A 22,347-nucleotide genomic window follows, 5' to 3' on the forward strand; every position below is an offset into this window, starting at 1 on the left:
GATACTGAGTTCCTCAACAACTTGCACTCATAAAAAGGCCATTGGAAGCAGGTATGAACATAGCTCGCATGGTTTACGCAAATGAGAATGTCTGCGTTTTAAAAATCATAATAAACAACCCTGGTTGACAGATTACGATAATTCTCCGAAGAATAATTCCTGCAATCTCACGGCTCTTGAATTCCAGCCCCTGGAGGTATGGCGGCTTATTTCCCCGAATCGGGTTGTAAGAGTATGGCGTCAGCTAATGCAACGCCCTCCCCTTTTTGGGGACTGATCTGTATAAAACTTTTTTTGTCTGCCGAAAAATTAAACTGGCCAATATATACCCATTCTCCGCTGGTTTGTCCCCTGACTTCTATGTTCGCCGGTGTTACGACGACGGACTTAGATTTGTTACCATCGAAAACCGAGACATGAATTTCTGAAGCGATTCCCGGATATTTAGGAAGCAGGTAGGTATATACCTTATATCGTCCACTTTCCTTTAACGGCACAGTAAACTGCACTGTCTTTTCATCATCATCTTTTTCAGAAACAAGCAAGGAAGGACCATACCCGGAATTTTTAACAACCGTCCAGTTCCCCTTTACCCGGACATTATTTTTATCATCATTATCCACTACAATTTCTGCGGTACTGTTATCGGCCAGCGGATTGGACCGGAGTACCGACTGAATTTGTTTGGCGGAAACATGCTGAACAGGTGCATTTGATTGTATGGCCAATACTGCCGCAACGGCTGATGACTGTGCCAGTGCCATAAATACAGGTTCCATCCTGATAGATCCATAGGCGATGTGACTGGCAGAAAGACAAACCGGAACCAGGATGTTACGGCACTCATTTTCCGTAGGGATAATGGACCGGTAAGCAATTGGGTAAGGCCCAAATCCCCCTATTTGCACATCTCCTTCATTCTTTACCATCCCGTTTATAACTATCCGCTGGCAATTATGCGAATCCATAGTGTAAGCCGCCATCGCGATGCCGTCACTTACGACTTCACGACCTTCACAATTGGCTTGCGTCATAACATAGGCTCCTTTCATTCTTCTTGCTTCCCGAACATAGATTTGCGGCGACCAGTTGCCGTTATCCGTATATTCATCTTTAGGAAATCCCCACTTTAACATTTCCGTCCGCAAATGAGCTGGCATTCTTTCGTCATGACCGATGAAATATAAAAATCCTTTTACATAGTCCTCGTGCTTTTGAATAATCCGTTTACGGGATGCATAATCCGCTTCGGGGTAATCATAATTTTCACCAATCATATCCGTTGAAAAGGGACCGTTGTTATTGATGTCGGTTTTACTGTTAGGCATCAGGTCAAACTTGAGAAATCCCCAAAGGTCTTTTGCAGGTTTCTTTTCAAGAGAACGAAGCAGGAGTTCATACTTCGACGAATCATAATTCGCAGGTCTGGTTATGGGAATTAAATTCTCTGGCTTATCAGTAAGGCATATCCTGAAATTATAAGCCTGCACTTTTTTATCACCCGTTCCCTGGGGGGCCAGCTGTTCTGTACTGATCCCCCATAACAAACCGCTTTCCGGTTTTCCGGGTATCTTATATGGGTCAATGCCGTCAGGGAACTGATGTTTATCTCTCAACTGTACTCCATTATATGTTTCATTATACAGGCTGTTCGGTTCTCTTCCGACTGTATAGGAGACACCCGCTTTCGCCATCAGATCCCCTTCATAGCTGCAATCGATAAACATTTTGGCAGCGATAATCTTATTTGAGGATGGCGAAGGCTGATCAGAATGTTCAACAGTTATCTCCCTTATATAGCTATTATTTTTTCCAACACCGGTGATCCTGTAATTATAAAGAACCGGAACTTTTGCTTTTTTTATGTAATTATTGAAAATGTTCTCCGCTACATGAGGTTCAAAAATCCATTGTTCAAACTTTCCATAATAACTACCAATCTTCCTGTAAAAATCAAGTGCCAGCCCTGTGATGGCGTACTTATTACCGATATCGGTATAACCCAACCCACCTGAGGAAAGTCCGCCTAAATGATGTCCTGGTTCTATAAGAAGGACGGTTTTGCCCATCTTCGCTGCGGTATAAGCTGCGATGACTCCTGCCGACGTACCGCCATAAATACAGACATCAGTCTTATATTCTGACTGGGCGATTGAATGCCTGCTTATAAAAAACAATAAACAAGCCAGGCCGGTCAACTTTATAGATTGCATTGACAATATTTTAAAATTTTAAAATTAAACAAAAAACGAAGCCAGCTTTATAAATGCCTATGCGCTTAGTGCTGCTTATTTCGAAACTGGCTATGATTTATGAAAAACCGGGATCTTGATCCCGGGCCGGATCAACCACACAGACAAATCAAAAAGCGCTTTATATTTATTAATAGTAACCGGACATATAGTTGAAATTATGCTTTAACAGCACAAGCTAAAGAGATCTTAAATGCTGATAAAACTCAGCGAGATCACCTTTGCGCAAAATCTCTTCATGAATGACTTTAAAATCTTCCAAAGAGCCATCCGGCAGGGCCGCGATAATTTCATCATCGAGCCGGTTTTTATCCGCTAACAAACCCGCTTCAATAAGCCGGCTCAGCAGCAAAATATTTTGCCGGCTGACCACCAGGTTGATCTTGCATTTCTCACTCATGCCCGGGCTGCTGAATACCGTCTGGAAGACTTTTGCTTTTTCCTGTTTTGCAGTAGTCACATTACTCATATCACGCACATTTAATATTGAAAAAAATTTGTCATGACAAATCTATTGCAGATACCTCACTTAAGCCACTTCAGAATTTGAACAGGTATTTTTTGCGGCACTCCCAACGACTAACTTTATAAAACCCCAGGTTGCTTAATCTCGACCGGCAAGATGTACAAACGTTGCACGTTTGGGGCATCTTGCCCTGCACTCCGGAGTCGTTGCGGGGCGAAGAGTACAAGATGTGAAAATGAAAAGCGATGAGAGAAAAAAAACAAATCCGCTCCAGGTGGTTAACCATCCGGCTAAATGAAACGGAAGAAAAAAAGCTCAACCAGTTTTACTCCCGTAGCACCTGCAATGCACTCAGTGAATATGCAAGAGACGTCCTTTTAAAGGAGCCGGTACATATTCTTTATCGAAACCAGTCGGCCGATGATTTTCTGGAAGAAATGATCCTGTTAAAAAAAGAATTGAATGCCATTGGAAACAACTTCAACCAGGCCGTGCATAAGTTGCACACATTGGACCATGTTGCCGAAATAAACGCGTGGGCAATTGTCAATGAAGCGGGCAAAAAAGCCTTCATGAAAAAGTTGGAAGAGATCACCGGAAAGATGAATCAAATCTATGAGCAATGGTCGCAAAAATAACCATACCCGGCAGCATCCAAAGAGCGCTGAATTATAATGAACAAAAAAGCAAGGAAGGCGTGGCTGATTGCATCTATGCACATAATTTTTTAAAAGAAGCGGAGCAGTTGAATTTCTATGAAAAACTCAAACGGTTTGAAAGTTTGATGGCGTTGAATAAAAGAGCAGCGACCAATACCATACACATTTCGCTCAATTTCGGATTGAATGAAAAGATTGGGCGGGAAAAGCTGGTGGAAATTGCGACGGTATATATGGAAAAAATTGGATTCGGGGCGCAGCCCTACCTGGTGTATCAGCACCACGATGCGGGACATCCGCATGTCCATATTGTCTCGACCAACATTCAAAAAGACGGGAAAAGAATTTCCCTGCATAACCTGGGGAAAAATGAATCAACTAAAGCCAGGAAGGAAATTGAAATCGCTTACAAGCTGGTAAGAGCAGAACAGCAGGCCGATCAAAACAAAGAAATAAACCCGGTAAACGTGGAACGGGTGAAGTACGGAAAGTCTCCGACCAAACGAGCCATTACGAATGTCCTGGATGCCGTCCTTCCAACCTATAAATATGCTTCCCTCGCCGAATTGAATGCAGTGTTGAAATTATACAATGTGATGGCCGACCGTGGGTGTGAGCAGGGAATCATATTTCAAAAGCGCGGGCTGTTATACAGGGTGCTTGATGAAAAAGGCAACAAGATTGGCGTACCGATCAAAGCGAGTTCAATCTATAGTAAACCAACGCTTGCTTTTCTCGAATCAAAGTTTACCGAAAATGAAATCGCAAAACAGGAGTGCAGAAAGAATGTAAGGTTAGCCATTGACTGGATCATGGTAAGTCCGCCAAAAAATTTACAGGCTTTCAAATTGGCACTGGAAAAAGAAAAGATCAGCCTTGCGATCAGGCAAAATGAAAACGGGATTGTGTATGGATTGACCTACATCGATCATAATACAAAGACAGTTTTTAATGGCAGTGATATTGGCAAACAATACAGTGCCAAAGCCATCCTCGAAAAATTCGGCATCACGCAAATAGTGACCCAACCCCAAAAGCCTGTTGATGCAACTAATGCCGAAGCCAGCACGATTGAACGGGCAACGGCTAAAGAAAAGCAAACCGAATTGAGTCTACCCCGCATCGTGGAAGAAATAATGAATCCCACTGAGGAGTGGCTTTACGTGCCATATGAATTAAAAAAACGGAAAAAGAAAAAGCGGAGATCCGCGCAATAAACAATTAAAAAATCATGCATACCGGCGAGAACGAACAAAGTTTGAGAAAGATCCTCGACCTGACGAGAATGATCAGTATGGCAATCTTGTTATTGCACTTTTACTATTACTGCTATGAAGCTTTTAAGCAGCGGGAATGGCGCTCGGAGATAACTGACCGCCTGCTACAAAATGTTTATAATACAGGTTTGTTCAGCGCCTTTCATAAGTCGAAAGCGATTTCCCTGATCATGCTGATCATTTCGCTGTTGGGAGCAAGGGGCCGCAAGGATGAGAAGCTCGGGTATAAAACAGCATTGGCGTATATCATAACCGGATTGATGCTATATTTTTTTAGCTACCTGGCATTGAAACTAAAATTAGACAAACAGTATGTATCTATTGCTTATATGGTCGTTACGATTACAGGATATATTTTGGTATTAACGGGTGGAACATTTCTCTCAAGAATCATCAGGTTCCGGTTAAATAACAGCGTCTTCAATACCTTCAACGAAACCTTTCCCCAGGAAGAACGGTTGTTGAATAACGAATACTCCATCAATCTGCCGGCCAGGTATAATTTAAAGGGCCGCTTTCGGCGGAGCTGGATCAACATCATTAATCCCTTTCGTGCCTTGTTGGTAATGGGCTCTCCGGGAAGCGGCAAATCTTATTTTATCATTCAGCATATCATCAAACAGCACATCCAAAAAGGGTTCAGCATGTTTGTATATGATTTTAAATTCGACGACCTCACGAAGATCGCTTACAACCAATACCTGCGCAATAAACATCGTTATACAGTCGCACCTAACTTCTACGTAATCAACTTTGATGAACTGAATCGATCCCACCGGTGCAATCCCCTGGACGTTTCCACCATGCACGATATTACGGATGCAGCGGAATCATCGCGAACGATCATGCTGGGCCTAAACAGGGAGTGGATCAAAAAACAGGGAGACTTCTTTGTAGAGTCGCCAATCAATTTTGTAACGGCCCTGATATGGTTTTTGTGTACATACAAGAATGGCAAATACTGCACCCTCCCCCATGTGATCGAGCTGGCGCAGGTAGAATACGCCAAATTATTTTCTATACTAAGAGCAGAACCGCAGATTGAGGTATTGGTAAATCCATTTGTAATGGCTTATCTCAATGATGCGAAGGAACAGCTGGAAGGACAGATAGCCAGCGCCAAGATCAGCCTCAGTAAACTATCGTCGGAGAAATTGTACTACATACTTTCCGGCAATGACTTTACGCTGGACATCAATAATCCCAGACAACCCAAGATTGTTTGTGTGGGCAATAACCCGCAAAAGACACAAACATATGGTGCGGTACTATCGCTTTATATAACGGCGATCACAAGGGTAATGAACAAAAAGAACTGCAATAAAAGCAGTCTCCTGTTCGATGAATTTCCCACTATTTATTTCAATGGGATGGATAACCTGATCGCAACGGCCAGGTCAAATAAAGTTGCCACCACGTTGGCCGTGCAGGATGCCAGCCAGTTAAAATTGCATTACGGGAAGGAACAGGCAGAAGTCATCATGAATATCGCAGGCAACATCATCAGCGGCCAGGTCAGCGGGGAAACAGCCAAACAACTATCAGAAAGATTTGGAAAAATTTTGCAGGACCGCCAGAGTATTGCCATCAATCGAAACGACACTTCAATTACCAAATCCAAACAATTGGATATGGCAATTCCCGTCAATAAAATAGCCTCGTTATCCAGCGGTGAATTTGTAGGCATGGTAGCTGACAATCCCGATCAGAAAATTGAGCTCAAGGCATTTTGCGCCGAAATAATTAACGATCATGAAGCACTGGCCCGGGAACAGGCTTCCTACAAAGACCTTCCATCCTTTTTCAACGTCGTGCCTGGCGATGTGCTGAAAACCTATTTGCAGGTAAAGAAAGATGTGGTAATGATTGTACGGTCGGAAATGGAGCGAATGCTCGATACCCCGGAATTGACGGATTTGATAATTCGGAAAGACTCCTAACCCTTTAATAATCGCGACCACACGAGCAGTAAGGTAAAAATCAAGTATTGGATTCTCCCTGAACAGAATGAGTACAGGATAAAATTATCAAGTCGGTGACTTTGCAAAGCAGGTAAATTATCAGTTTATGTGCTTAGCTGTTAAGTTCCTCTAACTGGCCACTATTGATTTTGCAATTAAATTGGTCCGCCCTGTTAACAAACCTGTTGAGGGAGAAGGCGGCGGATATGTTGCAGACGCCCCCTATTTGCGTTAATATACCTTATGTTATTTGTTGAATTATGATTCGTGAATGAGAGCTATGAGTAACCTTAAACAGATGGACTTTGCTGCTATTAAAAACCTAACTCGTTCCCCGGCCCGAAATTCCTGCACCTATTAGCTACACGGTTTACCTGCATTTATACAGAATGCAAGATTCTTTTCAAGTTCTCTGATTTGCAGGGTAATTTTCTTTACTTCTCAAAAGATTTGCCCTTCATGAATCGCTTCCTTAACCTTACTTTCAGTTGACTGATTTCAATTTGCATTGATCAATTTCGTCCTCTAATTTGGACATACAGCAGATTTGTCTCTTTAATATCGTGTCAATTATTTCTAATTATATGGGAAGTCTTCGGGTCAGACCCGTATTAAGGACTATGTTTACAGGTTTTTCCAGGTAATTAAAATTTTTTAGTTTTTTAAAAACCGTATTTTTTAAAAGTGTCCCGTCCTTAAATATTTTGAAATAGATATCGGGTTTTTTTCAAAATTCAATGTCGATAACCTTTGGATAAAATATTCACTATTAAAATTTATTTCAAAATATCCATTGGCATCTGTTATCGCAAAGCCCAGACAATCATCCTTTCTAATAAAATCTGCATCGAAGGCCTGTACTGTTAAATTTGATATACCAATTGCTGCAAGATTCACAATGTGACCTTTGACTGAATATTGTTTTGGTTCCATACTCGTTAGTAATGCGTAGGTTTTGAAGAGCTATTAATTGTATTTTGAATTGCATAGAAAGTGAAATACTAAAAGGCAAACTACTTGGATATTTTACCGGCAATATAAATAATCGGAACAACAGTCTCATTTAAAGATTTAACTGTATTATAAAAGTGATCACTAAATAGAATTTCCACTTGGGAGAAGTACCCAAGTAAATTTAATCGGTATAAAGAACACAGTTGTTATATCAATTTATCTTTTTTTACTTACCAATTAACCAAGCCGTCCATCTTCTATCGGTACGGCTCGATGATGGCAGTTTCTCCTTATCCAGCGGCGAATTTGTCGGCATGGTAGCCGACAATTCCGATCAGAAAAAATTGAGATCAAGGCATTCTGCGGCGAAATCATTAACGATCATGAAGCACTGGCCCCGGGAACAGGCTTCCTACAAAGACCTTCCATCCTTTTTCAGCGTCGTGCCAGGCGATGTGCTGCAAACCTATTTGCAGGTAAATAAAGACGTGGTAATGATTGTGCGGTCGGAAATGGGGCGAATGACCGATACCCCGGAACTGACGGATTTGATAATTCGGAAAGAACACTAGAGCAGCAACTGCGCGCCGGCGGCGCTATTTGATTATTGTTGAAATATGTAAAACAAAAGAATAGGCTTTCCAGACCCCATTAATCCGATCAGCATTATCGATTCGACTACAAACCAGGCAGACTTTAATGACTTTTATTATTACTAAAAACTGGTGCTTCTTCCAAAGGTAAACGGCGCCTTGATTTCCTTTGTTCCTTTTTGAATGATTCATTGATACTTTCCCAGTCTATTTCAACATCAACCTTGGAACGAACGGAACCTTCGGCTCTTTATGAAATTGCATGTTCACTCATGGGAAGGATATCCTTCCCACTGAAGGTATTTTTGTCGCTCAAGCCCCGAAAAAAAAACCCCCCATTTTTTTATCACCTCATGTGGTCTTAGAAATTGGAATACTCCGGACTGATGCGTTGATTTTTAAAAAATCAACGTACACCTTTAATTATCTATATTATTTTAAACCTATAAGTTTAATTCCGCAAAATCAATAGGGAATTTAATACGATAACTATTATTCTCTAATTGTGATAGCTCTCCAAATCTAAAAATATCAGGCGAGGTTAAATAAAAATACTTATCAAAAAGCAAAGATTCGTGCTTATTGATTATCGACCATGTATGACTTCCGTCCTTCCAGCGATCCTGAAACTATCGATGAGTAATCCGGTAACATTTTGTCGGTTAAAAATTTATTTTTTAGTTTTATATAGATAAATAGGAAGCGGGAGAAAGAATGAAACTGAGGCCAATTTAGATCGCGACACAAATTTGACACAAATCATTTGCAAAGGCATTACTGTCAAGGGGTTGGGAATCCAGTCCCGGGCACACCTAAGCCTTGTAAGTGATTTACTTGCAAGGCTTTTTTATTTACCCTGTCGTATTTGCACTGCTACTAACACCTACAAACAGGAACAAGAATAAGGAATACATGTAAAAAAATGACGATTCCTTTTCCTGGAAATATTCATTGGCTTAATAATGAGTTATTGCGCGGACAGCCGGCCACCTATTTTCTTCCCATTGCGTATCGAATCCCTCCTGCCAGGTGTTGAGTAAATAACGGTTCGGCATAAGACTCATTTGTATGCCCCAATGCTGTATAAAATACCCTACCCCCATCGTAAGCATGCCACCATGCCATCGGATGATGCGGGCCGTTTTTGCCTCCCGTATAAGAAGTCTCATCAATTTCCAACAGCACATGCACATCCGGGTTGAGATTTTTAAAATTGTACCATTCATCCGTCCGCTCCCACACATCAGGTAAAGCAATGGTAGCGGGATGTTGCCTGTCGGGCACTTTCAATTTCGCCGGCTGAGGCTTAGGGTGCGATTCAAAATTGCCCCCGATGAGCTTTACATACCAGGGCCACCCGTATTCACAATCCGATGCAGCATGGATGCCTGCAAAGCCTCCTCCATGCTGAATATATTGCTGTAATGCTTTTTCCTGCGCCGCACCAAGAACGTCACCGGTCGTATTTAAAAAAATAATGGCCGCATATTGCTTTAACCGCCCGTATGTAAAAACTGTTGAATCTTCCGTAGCGTCAACCGTGAACTGTTGCTCCTCACCTATTTTCCTGATAGCCGCAATCCCTGCCGCGATACTTTCATGGCGAAATCCATTTGTTTTGGAAAACAACAATACCTTTTCCACTTTCTTTTCACCATCCTGCTTTGAAGGAGACTGAAAGGAAACAGAAATCAGTGCAAAAAAAAGGAAGATCACCAGCCTGGCGCCGACCCAAGCCCGGGTCGGAATTCCGGCCCTCAACAAGCAAAGGGCAGCTACAGTATGTATTTTTTTGTAAGTCATCCGGCAAATTAACTATAAAAAAATAAATGCTTCCGTCTTAGCGTAACGAGGTTACTTTACCATTTTTACCAATCAACAACTTAATGCTCTTGCCTGCCTTCACTGTTACTTTCGACCACCTGAGAAAATTGTTTTAGCCCAATGGCTTTTGCTGCCTGTATACTGGTTTCGGTAAACACCGGCACGTTGGCATCATGGATAGTTTCGTTCTTTAGCTGTATTACAATTCCCTTTGCATCCTGCCCAATGATGTTGGTCGTAACATGGTCGAATACATAATGAGACCGGCTTTGTTAATATTAATACGTAACCATTATTTTAAGGGTCAATTAATCTTCTAACCCCAGGTATGCCTGTACTTCTTTGTAGTTATTCCAATCAATTGTCTTCCCTCCCGTGGCTGGTCTTCCGGCAGTAATACCGCCTGGTATAAGAATATACCTGTACTGGTAACGTTTCTCCCCATTTTCGTCAAACGTCCCCATGTTATAATTGGATGTTAGAGTTATTTTTCCTGGAACAAAGTCAGGGTTTAGCACGACTGGTGGATCAAAATAAATAGGATCGAAATACGGAAGTGGCACGACATCAGGGTTGGAAGGGGTTTGGAGATTAAAATATACTTTTATTTCCCCTTTTGATATAATGGAATCAACCAATTTGGGTACGGAAAAATAAGCAACAAACCTTACTGTATCACTTCCCTCCGTGACAGCATTATAGTCTACATTAAACCATGGGGAATAAATAACGTTGGCACTACCCGCCGGGCCAGGCTGACCCGTATCACCTGCGGGACCAGTGTCTCCTTTTTTACACGAAGACAGGAGCATAATAACTGTGATTGCCAAATAAGCGGACAGTGCAAGGAACTTTTGTTTCATAGTGTCTGAGTTTGGTTATTATTAAAATCTGATGTTACTTATGGCCGGTAATTTTGCCTATCCCGATTTATATGAATGCTGAAAATGGTCTTAGGAAGAAAAAAGGAAGGGTTGTTATTTTCAACCCATTTTTTCAATTCAATTTCTGACTGCAGGTATTTTAAATTTTTCCTAATTACCATCATTTGATAATGCGATGCGCATAATACCTTAAGGTGAGTATCATAGTTATTTTGTTCCATCGGTAGGTTAAACAGGCCAGCTAAAGTTAATAACTTTAAATCTTTTATAGAATAGAACAATTAAAGTATTCGATATACGAATCCAGGCTGCGAAATTCTACGATAAATAACTGACTTAAAACAACTATGGAGGCTATAAAATCTCTAAAAGGTATTTATAAGCGCTGAATTTGGACTAACACCTTTGTCAGCTTCATCCTGAAGCTTAGTGTGTTTGAATCAAAAAGAAAGAGTTTCAATGGCTCAGGAGTAACAATATCTGGTCTGCCGGCAAAAACGTTGAAGCAATAATTTACATTTGAAATATTTCTTTCTCTATTATTCATTAATATCACCAGAAGCTTATTCATAATCGATCATTGATCGGTAAAACACATCTATCTCAACTTCGTTCCGAACATGATACATAAAAAGGAGGTAGTATTAGTGCAGGTTTGTTTTTTTATAGTCCCTTTCTTCGCTATTGGCGTTGCCACTTGGGGTTTATCCGGACTATTCAATGCCGGTTGTCCCTGCAAAATGGTAAGCGTTCCACTCAATGATGATATCTTAAAGCTGCTGATTAATAGATGAAAAACGACAAGATCCCGGTTGCTATTAAAACACCACCGGATATTAATCCGGCATTGTGCTCCCATTTGTGCCAGTTCAATTTTAGCAGACCTTTATAAGCAAACCTGATCCACAACAGCATTCCGGAAATGCTTACTACGGAGTACAGTAGTGCTATAGCCACCAGTATCCACCAGCCTTTCGTACCAGCCAATAAAAAATAAGCCTCAATTTCAAGACACGGAGAAAGAAACATAGCTAAAACCAAGCCCGTAATGATTTTACGTTTTGGCTTACCAGCTACTTTCTGCTTTTGCAAATGAAAATGATGATGCACGTAGTGTTGCCTAATAAAATAAAAGCCTATCAGTATTATAATGGATGGTGCAATAATGCGGGTAAAATCTTCAATAGTGCTGCTTAACTCAATCCCGATTACCCCAAGAAAAATACCAATGATAACGGTACTTAGAACGTGTGCCAGGCCTGCAATAAATGTGACCTTCTCCGTCTCGCTTAAATCCCAATTCTCCTTTTTCCCAATGGCGAGCACAGGTAGCCAATGACTGGGGATAATCGCATGAAGCAGGCTGATTAAAAAACTTCCTACCAGGATTGAAGCCATAATTTTTTCTTATTTTAATGTCCATGTTCTTCTTCGTCGAAGTTGGTCATTTTTTGCGGGAACACAATTTGTCTCATTTGAGGAAGAAATTTCAACATGACGAAGCCCCATCAAATTAAACGAAAATAGCGCAGGATGTAACTCTTTCTTTACCCCCATACAAAGCCTATCGCCGGCAACAATGGATCTATTCATGTTGAAATAAAGCAAATTTAACTTTCCAAACACGACGGCTATTCAAACTCCCTGTAAGCACCAAAATTTGCGAGTTTGTCTTCGCCCAATTGAGCTGGTATGGGGTCAACAGGAAGATTTAGCTTTTTACATAACTGTATCCATAATCCGGTGCGGGAATAAGTTTGATGTATTTTCTGAAAATGAGTTGACAGGAGTAAATCTTTTGCTTCCTGGTACAGGTCCTTATCAATCAGCAATTGCACCCTTCGTTCGATGATCCATTCATCATTCAATGCATTTACCATGGACAGCCAATTTTCCCGATCTGATATTGTTGAACGTCCAATGCCACGTAATACCTTATCCCTTTCCACAACAATCTGCGGATGAAGCTGCAGCCATTTTTCCGTTATTCTTTCAAATGCTTTCCTTGCTCCTTCCATATCCCCTGCTTTTTTTTGCAATCTTGCCAACACGACTTGAGCAAGACCATTACGAGTGCTTGTCAGAACTTGAATCGCTTCTTTTTCTCTTCCCCGGCCGGCGAGCCATGTACCGTAATAGAATTTCCATAGGTCCTGGCTATGACTCCCTGCTTGCTTTATCATTTTTTTGAAACCGGCATCAAGATTTTCCATTCCTGAAGGCGCCCACTGGCACTCTTCAATAGCAGGCGGATCAATTGAAACAGGTGAAGATTGCTGCAAGGCCAGCCATTTTTTCACTTCGCTGTTCCTCGCCCAGCCAAACAGTGGAACTTCATGGATGGAACGCAAGGTTAATGGTGGCACTTTCAAGGAATAAATATCCAACTCTTTGTCCGTGGGTATCCAGTATTCAACGTGCCACCTCGTTTGCTTTGGCTTCAATTCAAGTTTGATCGACTGATCGGCAATGGGTCCTCCCTGAATCTCAACATACGGTTGGTGTTTGGCTGTGCTCAAAATAGCCCAATTACTATCCTTTCCAAAACCATAACTCCAGAGTTTAATGCCACCGGCAATTTTTTCATCAGCAATATGATATAACCCTGTTCCCATTACAGGCGTGTAAGCCCCAAATGCATTGGCATCTTTGGTCTTCCAAAAAAAGCCGGTCATTTCTTTGATATCTCTTTCTGTTTTCGGACCCTGCGTTACCCAATCAATGGTATCGATGGTGGAAGCATGCGATAACACTTTTCCCCGGGGAAAATGATATTTTGTATCCGGGCCTGAAGGAATGGCAGCATTGGACCATGACATCCAGGGATAAGCCTCCGTACCAGGATTAAAAAATTTAACCCGCTGTGTCAAAAAATTATCATCCGGGCCCAATGAATATTCAACCGTCCATTGCATACCAAATCTCAACTCTCTTTCACCACAGCTTACATAAATTCTATCTTTTGTTTTGTCAATCTTATACAACAGTTTTTCATTTTGTGTGGGGGAATGTGAAATGGGAAAACTGACTTCAATTCCGCCTGCTACAAAATAAAAGCGGGGCAATATTCTTGTATAACGGATTACATCGGGAACATATAACACTTCTTTACCGGAACCCTTGTGAATTATGGAAAAAATCTTTCCGCCCAGGTCAGGACAAACCGTTACCCTGATGCGTTCATTTTCTAAAATGACAAATTTGTATTTCTTCAACACGGGCCTGTTGGATGTTTCGGCATAACTCATGTAAGGATAAACACCGTTAGGATCCAGTACTGAGGGTACTGGTCCTACAGGTGTCAGTTCATGTGTCAGGATATATTCTTCGTATTCCGAACAATTGATTTCATGATTTTTTTCCTGGCCCGCCGCATTAATACCACATAGCAATGCAACAATCGCCGGTAACCAGCTATAACTTTTTTTCATTGTTGTTTGATTCACGCCAAAATCCAGGTTATTTCAATTTTACTTTCCTGCCAGCAAATCACTCAATTGCTCCACCAACGTTCTTCCTTTTATCACATCCCCGGTAATTTTCTTTGTATCAAAATCTTTTTCGGGCAGGAAAACTTTCAGGTGTTCTTCCAGTTCGCCTGCCAGCTTCTTAACAGCACTATTTCCCGATTTTGCAGCCTTGTCCCTGAGTATGCTTACTTTTTCAAAATCCACAATTCCTTCCCGCAACTTTTCAAAACGAATACAATTATTACCACCCGGATATACCAGGAAGCAGTCCCCGGCGGGCCACATCGTATGACGGGCATCACGTGAAGGATCGGCCGGCCAGGCATCATAAGCCCAGCGCAGGAAACCGTCATAGCCATGCGCCAGTGTGTACCAACTGAGCCATCGACCTTCTATCGGTGGTGAAAAAACAAAATTGTTGGGGTATGGAGGATTGCAGCAAACATAATAAGTGGTGGTAAATCCTTTTGCCGCCCGGCTCTTCACCACATTGACATCCGACTCCTTGCCGTATAAGAAGCAATAATCATCCAGCAAATTTTCCAATTCTTTATGCCAGTCACCGGCATAGGTAATTTTCCATTTTGGTGAATGCTCTTTTATTACCTTAATGGCAGCCAGCGTTTGCTCCATGGCATTTTCATTAATCCCCAGATATGTTTTTCCAAACCAGCCTTTTTGTTCAAGATGCTTTTTCAGGTCGGTTAAAAAAACATTCCAGGTGTCTTTGAACACCCTGGAATCGGGAGGCCACGATTCATACTTGTAATTTCCTGTGGCTTCCTCTGTATATCGGAAACGGAATCCCCATGGCACTGGTGTGTACAGCGTAATAGCTTTATCAATACCAACGCTCATTGCCAATTGCACATATTGATCAAAAATGTCGTAATCGAATTTCCAGCTTCCATTTTTTTGTTTAATCCATTCAATCATTCCGCCCTCGATCATATAAGAATTATCTGACCATGGCGAATGAACCGCGTAGGTAGTAATAAATGTCCCCCCGGCATCAGCATACAACTGAAGATGCTTTTTCAATAATAATTTATGATCCGCTGACCAGGGTTTGACATTATTTTCCCAGGCTACTACCCATGGATTTTGCCAAAGATCCAGCCGGTGTTTCCAATCATGAGGTTTTGGCAACACCTGGTTTTGAACAGTTACCTGTACCTGTAATGTTTGTTGGTGGCTTTCTGATTTCACTTCGATCGTGCCCTTATAAGTTCCGGCTTCCGCCTGCTGTGGTACATTTAGTGAAATCCATACGGGCCTAACCGTTTTTCCCGGAACATCAAACCGGTCAATCCCGATATCCATCGGGACAAACTTATCCGGCATGAGGTATAGGTTTTTGTAGGTGCTTCCTCCACAGGTGGCATCTTTGGCACCATAAGGATAATTGCTGGCAACATACCGGATCATATGTACCTGTACATTGTTTTTACCGATCAATTTACCGGTATTGTTTTTTAAATCGCTTACATGGAAACGTACTTGTTGCAATGTATCGGGCGTCCAAACGAGCACCTGTGCATTTATTCTTTCACCCTTCCAGCCGGTAGCTTCCCAGCTTGTAGTTTGTTTTTCCAACACGGGTACTTCAGTCCGAAAAAACAACTCATCTGTTGACGCAAAGGAAACATGCAGACCAGGTTGCTGCGAACGCCAGGCATCAGGATTAAGTGTTGTGTCAAATGTATATTCCTGTTCGTAATGCTGTGAAGGAACAGGTAGTTTCGACATATCCAATTGCCCTTTGTATGATTGTCCAGCTACGATACCTGAAACAAAAAACAAGAACCCTGTTATTGCACCATTTTTTTCCATTTTAGTTGTTTATGCGAAAAGATAAGTGCGTTGAAAAAATTGCCTGCAGCCACCACAAATAACATTCTTATTTTTCCTCGCTGTCATTCGTTTGTTGTTGTGGAAGTACCCCGGTTGCAAAATACAATCGAAATCCATGCCCAAACAATCACAACTTGTCCTGGTCAACTCTACGTGGAAGCAGGGCCTGCTATAAATATTGTATTAAATTTTTATAATTACATCCTGGCAGGAAAAATAACTTTAGTTTGCAGGCAAATCTATTTGGTAATGATCAGTGAGCTCCCGGTGCTAACACCCACCACCCGTTTTTCCAACCGCGCCGAAAACTATGTCAAATACCGTCCCGGTTATCCCCAGGAAATCATTCCATATTTAGAGCAAACCATTGGCCTTGCAAGGAGTCACCGGATAGCAGACATCGGGTCCGGCACAGGATTATTTGCCGAACCATTGTTGCAACAGGGTTATAAAGTCATCTGCATCGAACCCAATGAAGAGATGAGAATCGCAGGAGAAGCAAAGCTTGGTCATTATCTGAATTTCACCAGTCGCCGGCACACAGCTGAAGCGACGGGATTGCGAAGTCGCAGCGTTGATTTGATCACCGTTGCGCAGGCTTTTCACTGGATGAATATTACTGCCGCTGCGAAGGAATTTCGGCGCATCCTGAAACCTGGTGGACATCTCGTTCTGGCCTGGAACAGTCAAAAAACCGATACGGAATTTCTCCGGCTGTATGCGGATATAAAAGAATGCTATCGCATTGATGATGCTACCACATCCAGGATGGAAGAAGAAAAGATAAACAAGTTGTTTACGCCGGGAGGTTTTCAAAAAACGATCTTCCCCAACGTTCAGTTACTAAACTTCGATGCACTGAAAGGTCAATTATTATCATCGTCCTACATACCCTTACCCGGGCATTCGTCGTACGAGACGATGATCTCCGCCCTGATACAATTATTTATCGCCTGCAATGAAAACGGTTTTGTCCGCATGGAATTTGAAACCACACTATTCTCGGGAACCTTACATTAACTGGCATTGAATCGTTATGGATGCTGAATCAAAATTCGTTCAATAGCAGATGGTTTCATTCGCGAAATCATTTAATATCACGACTACAATTATTTAATAACCGGACTCATGCTATCATAATACAACCTGGCTTCCACGTCGTCTACCGTTTTCAATTGTGAGCGCAATACCGGCAAATACTGAGCGATCATGTTTTTAAGTTCTGCATTCCCGATACGCTTCTGCGCCCGTTCAAATCTTTTGATCAATTGACGATGCCTGTCACCTATCTCATCGGCGCATTCTGTATCCCACCTTATTCCCCGCCTTTCAATTAATTTAATTGCTCTAACAGTATCGATATCGTCGGTACTAAATTTTCTTTTATCCGCATAGCCTTTTAAGCCTGTTTCCATTTTTTCCTGCTCCTTCAATATTTGCCCGGCCATTGATTTTAGTTCTGCATCCGTTGCCGTATTGATGGCTTCTTTAAGCCATGCCTTCATATCTGCGTTGATCCCGAGCGCATCAACGACGAAATCTTCTTCCCGATTTTCTATCCGGGATTGATCAACTCCCTTATTAGTTGTATCGCTATGTTCATGATCATTTGATCTGTTGTTGTTACATGCGGCTATTAAACACAGGATGGCGGCTACTCCAGCGATTGGTCTAAAAAAATGAATCTTCATCACCTCATTTTTAGTAATTGGTAAAATCGTTTAAACCTGCGAGTTGCCTGAAAACAAGATCAGGCTTTTTAGATTAGACTGAATATCCTCAATGTCATAGCGACCCTGAATTCTTTTGCGGAAAAACTTATTGAAATACTCCCGGGCATACTCAATCGCTACTCCGATTACGTATAAAAAATAAATATCACCGCATGCCTGATGCTATTTCTGTTTGCAAAGAGTACGTTCAAAAAGGCTGCTGCGAAATTGCCTGGAAACTTGCTAAAAAGAGAATTACATATCTGGAATCTCAGGCTCGACTAACCTGGCCAATTTTTCCAAAGATTCCTGCCAACCTAAATAACACATTTCTACAGGTATAACAGAAGGAATATCTTCCTGCAAAATCTTTATTTCCGTACCAACGGAAACTTTTTGTAGCCAAACCGAAGTAGTCATTTCGCCGGGCAGGTTCGGATCATCAAATTTATCTGTGTACTTTAAAAATTCATTGGGTTTAATCTCAACATATTTTCCGCCAAATGAATGACTATTACCTGTGGAAAAATTTTGAAATGACATTTTATACGTTCCGTTCACCTGCACATTAATTTCATGAACAGTACAAAGAAAGCCATATGGAGGTAGCCAGGATGCAAGGGCATTTGCCTCAGTAAATGCCCGGTAAAGCTTTCCAGGAGAAGTTTTAAGAACCCTGTGTAGCGAAACATTGTTTTTAGACATAATACTTTAGTTTAAAAATTTTCGATTGGCTTTTAAGTTTTAGTAGCATTGCTGACAGCGAACAGGCATTTGCGCTGTTGCGGACTTCATTTATTCGCCGCCCGGCGGTTGCTGAACGATGCACTAAAATACAAAATATATTATGCAGATAAGTAATCATTCGTCAGCCGACCAAAGCTAAGCAGCGAACCAAAGATGAAAGATTCTATTCGTCATTTTTCTTTTGAAAATATAGCTACAGTGATGGTAACAATCATATTAGGAATAGTAGTAACGAAGTTGCACGAAGATTAGTCCCGGTGCAATTAGGGTACAAGTTAATCCCTGATTTTTTCAACTGTTCCCCTGTCAAAACATTCTTGAAAAGAGTAATGCTGAACCCGTCGTCTAACTCTTGTATTTCAGCTTCAGGCAATTGCCACGACCCATGCATGGAACTTATACCGGTTACGCACATAATGGCATAAAGGCATACTATTTGGGGCGATAAGGGCGGCTGCTATGTCTTCTGCCTTTTGTAGGTGAACCTTATTTTATTAATTCTAAAATAAAATCAAATGGAAACAAAAACAAAGAGCCGGCAAGATAGCGCAGTCCAAAATGATCTTGTAATACACCGGGTTTTTAAATTGCCGGCCGGTAAAGTATGGCAAGCCCTGACGGTGGCTGAATACTTTAAAAAATGGTGGGGACCCAAAGATTTTACCTGTCCATCCAGTACCATCGAAGCGAGGAAGGGAGGAAAGTATTTGAATTGTATGCGTGGGCCTGATGGAAAAGAATATTGGTCTACCGGTATAGTGCAGGAATTTATTCCGGAGAAAAAACTGGTTGTCACGGATAGTTTTGCTGATTCAAAAGGAAATATCACTTCCGGCTCCGAATATGGCCTGCCCGGAGACTGGCCCAGGGAATTGCTGATCACTTTCGAGCTGGAAGAAGCCAATGGTGCAACAAAATTAAAGTTGGAGCATGAAGGCATACCGGAAGAAATGCACGATGAATGTATAAAAGGATGGAATGAATCGCTGGACAAGCTGGAAAAAAATATTAAATAATATTGACCGTCGAAATCTCAAGCACAGGTGTGTGTCTTCACACACCTGTATTTATTATGTTGCCTGAGAAGCTGTTTAAAAATGCAAAAGCAGAACGCTGACAACGCTGATTATTTATGATTTATTAAGATAAAATCAGCGAAACTCGTCACAATCTTAACATATCTTCATTCTGTTCCACAAGCCCGGCGGCCGGCTACCATCTTTTACTTACGCCACCAATTATCATCTTCATCATCATCCTCATCCCGATAACTACCGGGGTCAAAACCGTAATCGTACGGATTGCCGTTTTCATCATCATAGTTTTTATCAAGATGGTAAGGATAATATTTCATCCAGTCATCACCGTATTTTCTTTTGATATGCCTGATCTCAATTTCCAGTTCTCTTGCCCGTTCTTCTTCGGGGCTAAGGTCTTCATCAATAAAGCCGGAAAACAGTGCTGCATAAAATGCACACTGGCAATGTTCGCCCAGTGCACACTTTTTGTGTTCTGTGCCCGGGCGACATAGCTCAAAGAATCCCATATGCCAGCGTTTTAATTTTGCTTCCTGGTTGAAATTATCACGAATGGCGGAGTATTGAATGCGCTCAGGAACTTGTGTCTGTAATACAAATGACCAGTTATATGCATCCAGCATTTTTTTCAATGCATCAAGAAGACGATTCAACTGCTCATCATTCAGCTTTACTTCCGGTGGCAGCATTTCTTTGCTGATGCCTGTCCACTCTTCCAGGTTACGAACGGGAGCTGTTTTGTCTTCGTCTGTATCAGAAATCCAGTCTTGCAGGTGCAGTTCCTTTTCAACAAACGGCAGGCTTACGTTTTCTGTGGCGTAAGTAATATCCGCCAGTAGTTGGTTGATGTATGTTTGCATAATGTGGATTTTTATTCCATTTCAAGAAGATAGTTTGCCATATCATACAGCATCCTCTGAGGTTTCACTTCAAACCATTCTGTAAACATTTTATAAGTTCGATTAGCCGGCATTCTTTTTATCTCAACTATGCTATTGGACCTAAAGTTACGGACACTAACTTTGTTGGCGGAATGGTTGCGGGGGAGACAAAAACAGCAATATATACCCATTATTTTCTGTGGGGTAAGCCAGAAAAACTAGTTCAATCAATGAAAAACTTCCGAAAGCTATTTTTTACAACGATGAAGAATTGCCTGCAACTCCTGAAAAAATAAAATGAATATGACCTGGAATGATTATTTCGCTATTCTTCAAAATGTAAGTACAAGATATTTTTACATTGCAGGCATTGCATTCCTTATTGGTTATGTGTTATTGCGCAAATGGATCAGGCATAAAAAAATTCAGCAGCGGTTTCCACAGACAAAAGATTACTTACGTGAAATTGTCTATTCCATCATTACCATGTTGTTCTTTGCATTTGTTCCTTTGTTTCTTATTAAAAATCCTGTCATTGAGCCTTACACTACCCATTACAAAAAAATTGAGGAGCATGGGTGGTTTTATTTCTATGCTGCATTCCCGCTGATGTTCATCATTCACGACACTTATTTCTACTGGACACACCGGCTAATGCATCACCCAAAAGTTTTTAAGATCTTCCACCTGGTTCATCACCAATCTACCAATCCATCACCCTGGGCTGCTTATGCCTTTCATCCTTTAGAAGCGATGGTGGAGGTCGGAATCACCGCAGTTTTTCTTTTCACCATTCCCATTCACAGTCTTCATTTGCCAATTTTCTTTTTGCTTTCTATTATTTATAATGTGTACGGCCATACGGGTTATGAGCTTTACCCAAGAGGTTTTAGCAGGAATTGGTTTGGCAAATGGATCAACACCTCCGTCAATCATAACCTGCATCACCAATATTTCAAAGGAAATTATGGTTTGTATTTTCTTTTCTGGGACAGAATGATGGGAACAATAAGAAGTGATTATGATGAGCGGTTTGAAGAAGTGAAAGGAAGATAGGATTTGGGAGTTTCTCATTTGATTCTAATGGATCGTTCTCCTCATCCCCAACACCCCTCCTTCACCGCTCCTTTTTGTTCATTAGCCGGTTTTTGCTGGCAAGGCTTTTGTAACCATTGTTACTTTATAGCATGAGTATGAAACAAAAGCCTGTTACATTTATCACGGTTATATTGCTGATGCTTGTAACCGGGGTGTTTTGGGGCACTTGGTTTACGCTTACCCGTTCGCTGGAGGATTTTTCGGCCGCTGAGTTTATTCATATCGGCAAAACGATTATCGCCAATGTGGCTGTACCGATGAGGATCATTATGCCGGCTGCTTTGCTTTTTTTATTGTTGTCCATGTGGCGCAGCTATAAAACAAACAGAACTGTTTTTTGGCTGTTCACTATCTCCTTTGTGCTGATGGTGGCCAGCCTAATCATTACGGTGGTTGTAGAAGTGCCCATAGATAACCAGATCAACACCTGGACAGTGGAAACTATTCCCGCCAACTGGCAATCGCTGCGGCAAACCTGGGATGAATTTCATACCATCAGAACGTTTACTTCTATTGGGTCTTTTGGTTTTTATGTGGGTGGGATGCTTAAAGGGATTTGAGACCTGCCTGTGCGGCAGGCGGGTTTGGGGGAACTTCCCGTACGGCAAGCGGAAGGTCTCCCTTTGAATATTTCACGCAAAGCTGCAAAGATGATAAGACGCAAAACATAGCGTAACT

The 22,347-nt window shown here is 41.5% G+C and carries 19 protein-coding genes; 8 read left to right on the top strand and 11 right to left on the bottom strand.

Features of this window, described 5'->3' with window-relative positions; all coding sequences use genetic code 11:
• Positions 1–206: 206 nt before the first annotated feature.
• Together ACFEL9_RS11020 and ACFEL9_RS11025 are read right to left on the bottom strand one after the other, a co-directional pair.
• Entirely contained in the window at positions 207–2,213 is a 2,007-nt protein-coding gene (locus ACFEL9_RS11020) for an FAD-dependent oxidoreductase (protein WP_385889596.1), read from the bottom strand.
• 217 nt (positions 2,214–2,430) lie between these two features.
• The gene (locus ACFEL9_RS11025) at positions 2,431–2,721 is read right to left on the bottom strand and encodes a hypothetical protein (protein ID WP_385889598.1); all 291 of its coding nucleotides are present in this window, start codon (positions 2,719–2,721) and stop codon (positions 2,431–2,433) included.
• 242 nt (positions 2,722–2,963) lie between these two features.
• Between ACFEL9_RS11025 and ACFEL9_RS11030 the strand changes: the two genes are divergently transcribed.
• Genes ACFEL9_RS11030 through mobC form a run of 3 tightly spaced genes read left to right on the top strand, consistent with a single transcriptional unit; the run spans position 2,964 to position 6,594 of the window.
• Complete coding sequence (locus ACFEL9_RS11030; RefSeq protein WP_385889600.1) at positions 2,964–3,356, top strand: plasmid mobilization protein; 393 nt, start codon at positions 2,964–2,966, stop codon at positions 3,354–3,356.
• Positions 3,341–4,594 carry a relaxase/mobilization nuclease domain-containing protein gene (locus tag ACFEL9_RS11035; protein ID WP_385889602.1) on the top strand — a complete coding sequence of 418 codons (1,254 nt, stop codon included), beginning with the start codon at positions 3,341–3,343 and terminating at the stop codon, positions 4,592–4,594. The genes ACFEL9_RS11030 and ACFEL9_RS11035 overlap by 16 nt, the downstream gene beginning before the upstream one ends.
• 14 nt (positions 4,595–4,608) lie before the next feature.
• A complete protein-coding gene (gene mobC, locus ACFEL9_RS11040; protein WP_385889604.1) occupies positions 4,609–6,594 on the top strand; it encodes a conjugal transfer protein MobC in 1,986 nt (661 codons plus the stop codon).
• A 699-nt stretch (positions 6,595–7,293) separates the two neighbouring features.
• Here mobC and ACFEL9_RS11045 read toward each other — a convergent pair.
• The gene (locus ACFEL9_RS11045) at positions 7,294–7,548 is read right to left on the bottom strand and encodes a transthyretin-like family protein (RefSeq protein ID WP_385889607.1); all 255 of its coding nucleotides are present in this window, start codon (positions 7,546–7,548) and stop codon (positions 7,294–7,296) included.
• Between the two features lie 404 nt (positions 7,549–7,952).
• On the opposite strand from ACFEL9_RS11045, the gene ACFEL9_RS11050 reads away from it, so the two are divergent.
• Positions 7,953–8,141, top strand: coding sequence for a hypothetical protein (locus ACFEL9_RS11050; protein ID WP_385889609.1), 189 nt, complete (start codon positions 7,953–7,955; stop codon positions 8,139–8,141).
• A gap of 1,011 nt (positions 8,142–9,152) precedes the next feature.
• Here ACFEL9_RS11050 and ACFEL9_RS11055 read toward each other — a convergent pair.
• The 5 genes from ACFEL9_RS11055 to ACFEL9_RS11075 all read right to left on the bottom strand — a co-directional run bounded on the left by ACFEL9_RS11055 (position 9,153) and on the right by ACFEL9_RS11075 (position 16,173).
• Complete coding sequence (locus ACFEL9_RS11055) at positions 9,153–9,965, bottom strand: ThuA domain-containing protein (RefSeq protein WP_385889611.1); 813 nt, start codon at positions 9,963–9,965, stop codon at positions 9,153–9,155.
• A gap of 329 nt (positions 9,966–10,294) precedes the next feature.
• Positions 10,295–10,849, bottom strand: a complete 555-nt coding sequence (locus tag ACFEL9_RS11060) for a hypothetical protein (RefSeq protein ID WP_385889614.1) — start codon at positions 10,847–10,849, stop codon at positions 10,295–10,297.
• Positions 10,850–11,653: 804 nt separating this feature from the next.
• Positions 11,654–12,268, bottom strand: a complete 615-nt coding sequence (locus ACFEL9_RS11065) for a hypothetical protein (RefSeq protein WP_385889617.1) — start codon at positions 12,266–12,268, stop codon at positions 11,654–11,656.
• Between the two features lie 233 nt (positions 12,269–12,501).
• Positions 12,502–14,301 carry a DUF5107 domain-containing protein gene (locus tag ACFEL9_RS11070; RefSeq protein ID WP_385889619.1) on the bottom strand — a complete coding sequence of 600 codons (1,800 nt, stop codon included), beginning with the start codon at positions 14,299–14,301 and terminating at the stop codon, positions 12,502–12,504.
• A gap of 39 nt (positions 14,302–14,340) precedes the next feature.
• Entirely contained in the window at positions 14,341–16,173 is a 1,833-nt protein-coding gene (locus ACFEL9_RS11075) for a DUF4091 domain-containing protein (RefSeq protein ID WP_385889622.1), read from the bottom strand.
• A gap of 30 nt (positions 16,174–16,203) precedes the next feature.
• On the opposite strand from ACFEL9_RS11075, the gene ACFEL9_RS11080 reads away from it, so the two are divergent.
• A complete protein-coding gene (locus ACFEL9_RS11080; protein ID WP_385889625.1) occupies positions 16,204–17,214 on the top strand; it encodes a class I SAM-dependent methyltransferase in 1,011 nt (336 codons plus the stop codon).
• Between the two features lie 89 nt (positions 17,215–17,303).
• Here the strand turns inward: ACFEL9_RS11080 and ACFEL9_RS11085 are convergent, their stop codons facing one another.
• Positions 17,304–17,885: a DUF4142 domain-containing protein gene (locus tag ACFEL9_RS11085; protein WP_385889627.1), complete on the bottom strand. Its 582-nt coding sequence runs from the start codon at positions 17,883–17,885 to the stop codon at positions 17,304–17,306.
• Between the two features lie 276 nt (positions 17,886–18,161).
• Entirely contained in the window at positions 18,162–18,611 is a 450-nt protein-coding gene (locus ACFEL9_RS11090) for an SRPBCC family protein (RefSeq protein WP_385889630.1), read from the bottom strand.
• A 557-nt stretch (positions 18,612–19,168) separates the two neighbouring features.
• Here ACFEL9_RS11090 and ACFEL9_RS11095 point away from each other — a divergent pair.
• Complete coding sequence (locus tag ACFEL9_RS11095; RefSeq protein WP_385889633.1) at positions 19,169–19,669, top strand: SRPBCC family protein; 501 nt, start codon at positions 19,169–19,171, stop codon at positions 19,667–19,669.
• 206 nt (positions 19,670–19,875) lie between these two features.
• On the opposite strand, the gene ACFEL9_RS11100 is transcribed toward ACFEL9_RS11095, so the two are convergent.
• Positions 19,876–20,550 carry a hypothetical protein gene (locus tag ACFEL9_RS11100; protein WP_385889636.1) on the bottom strand — a complete coding sequence of 225 codons (675 nt, stop codon included), beginning with the start codon at positions 20,548–20,550 and terminating at the stop codon, positions 19,876–19,878.
• A 324-nt stretch (positions 20,551–20,874) separates the two neighbouring features.
• Between ACFEL9_RS11100 and ACFEL9_RS11105 the strand changes: the two genes are divergently transcribed.
• On the top strand, positions 20,875–21,627 hold the full coding sequence (locus ACFEL9_RS11105; protein WP_385889639.1) for a sterol desaturase family protein: 753 nt from the start codon (positions 20,875–20,877) through the stop codon (positions 21,625–21,627).
• Positions 21,628–21,764: 137 nt separating this feature from the next.
• Entirely contained in the window at positions 21,765–22,229 is a 465-nt protein-coding gene (locus tag ACFEL9_RS11110) for an anthrone oxygenase family protein (RefSeq protein ID WP_385889642.1), read from the top strand.
• Positions 22,230–22,347 lie beyond the last annotated feature (118 nt).

Source organism: Terrimonas alba, assembly GCF_042434975.1.
Classification (GTDB): domain Bacteria; phylum Bacteroidota; class Bacteroidia; order Chitinophagales; family Chitinophagaceae; genus Terrimonas_B; species Terrimonas_B alba.

Bases quoted from the DNA above. Each gene is read 5' to 3' on its own strand.
- ACFEL9_RS11100 (WP_385889636.1), bottom strand. From the start codon at position 20,550: ATGCAAACATACATCAACCAACTACTGGCGGATATTACTTACGCCACA.
- ACFEL9_RS11075 (WP_385889622.1), bottom strand. From the start codon at position 16,173: ATGGAAAAAAATGGTGCAATAACAGGGTTCTTGTTTTTTGTTTCAGGT.
- ACFEL9_RS11065 (WP_385889617.1), bottom strand. From the start codon at position 12,268: ATGGCTTCAATCCTGGTAGGAAGTTTTTTAATCAGCCTGCTTCATGCG.
- ACFEL9_RS11090 (WP_385889630.1), bottom strand. From the start codon at position 18,611: ATGTCTAAAAACAATGTTTCGCTACACAGGGTTCTTAAAACTTCTCCT.
- ACFEL9_RS11050 (WP_385889609.1), top strand. From the start codon at position 7,953: ATGAAGCACTGGCCCCGGGAACAGGCTTCCTACAAAGACCTTCCATCC.
- ACFEL9_RS11055 (WP_385889611.1), bottom strand. From the start codon at position 9,965: ATGACTTACAAAAAAATACATACTGTAGCTGCCCTTTGCTTGTTGAGG.
- ACFEL9_RS11035 (WP_385889602.1), top strand. From the start codon at position 3,341: ATGGTCGCAAAAATAACCATACCCGGCAGCATCCAAAGAGCGCTGAAT.
- ACFEL9_RS11060 (WP_385889614.1), bottom strand. From the start codon at position 10,849: ATGAAACAAAAGTTCCTTGCACTGTCCGCTTATTTGGCAATCACAGTT.
- ACFEL9_RS11020 (WP_385889596.1), bottom strand. From the start codon at position 2,213: ATGCAATCTATAAAGTTGACCGGCCTGGCTTGTTTATTGTTTTTTATA.
- ACFEL9_RS11025 (WP_385889598.1), bottom strand. From the start codon at position 2,721: ATGAGTAATGTGACTACTGCAAAACAGGAAAAAGCAAAAGTCTTCCAG.
- ACFEL9_RS11085 (WP_385889627.1), bottom strand. From the start codon at position 17,885: ATGAAGATTCATTTTTTTAGACCAATCGCTGGAGTAGCCGCCATCCTG.
- mobC (WP_385889604.1), top strand. From the start codon at position 4,609: ATGCATACCGGCGAGAACGAACAAAGTTTGAGAAAGATCCTCGACCTG.
- ACFEL9_RS11030 (WP_385889600.1), top strand. From the start codon at position 2,964: ATGAGAGAAAAAAAACAAATCCGCTCCAGGTGGTTAACCATCCGGCTA.
- ACFEL9_RS11045 (WP_385889607.1), bottom strand. From the start codon at position 7,548: ATGGAACCAAAACAATATTCAGTCAAAGGTCACATTGTGAATCTTGCA.
- ACFEL9_RS11110 (WP_385889642.1), top strand. From the start codon at position 21,765: ATGAAACAAAAGCCTGTTACATTTATCACGGTTATATTGCTGATGCTT.
- ACFEL9_RS11105 (WP_385889639.1), top strand. From the start codon at position 20,875: ATGACCTGGAATGATTATTTCGCTATTCTTCAAAATGTAAGTACAAGA.
- ACFEL9_RS11070 (WP_385889619.1), bottom strand. From the start codon at position 14,301: ATGAAAAAAAGTTATAGCTGGTTACCGGCGATTGTTGCATTGCTATGT.
- ACFEL9_RS11095 (WP_385889633.1), top strand. From the start codon at position 19,169: ATGGAAACAAAAACAAAGAGCCGGCAAGATAGCGCAGTCCAAAATGAT.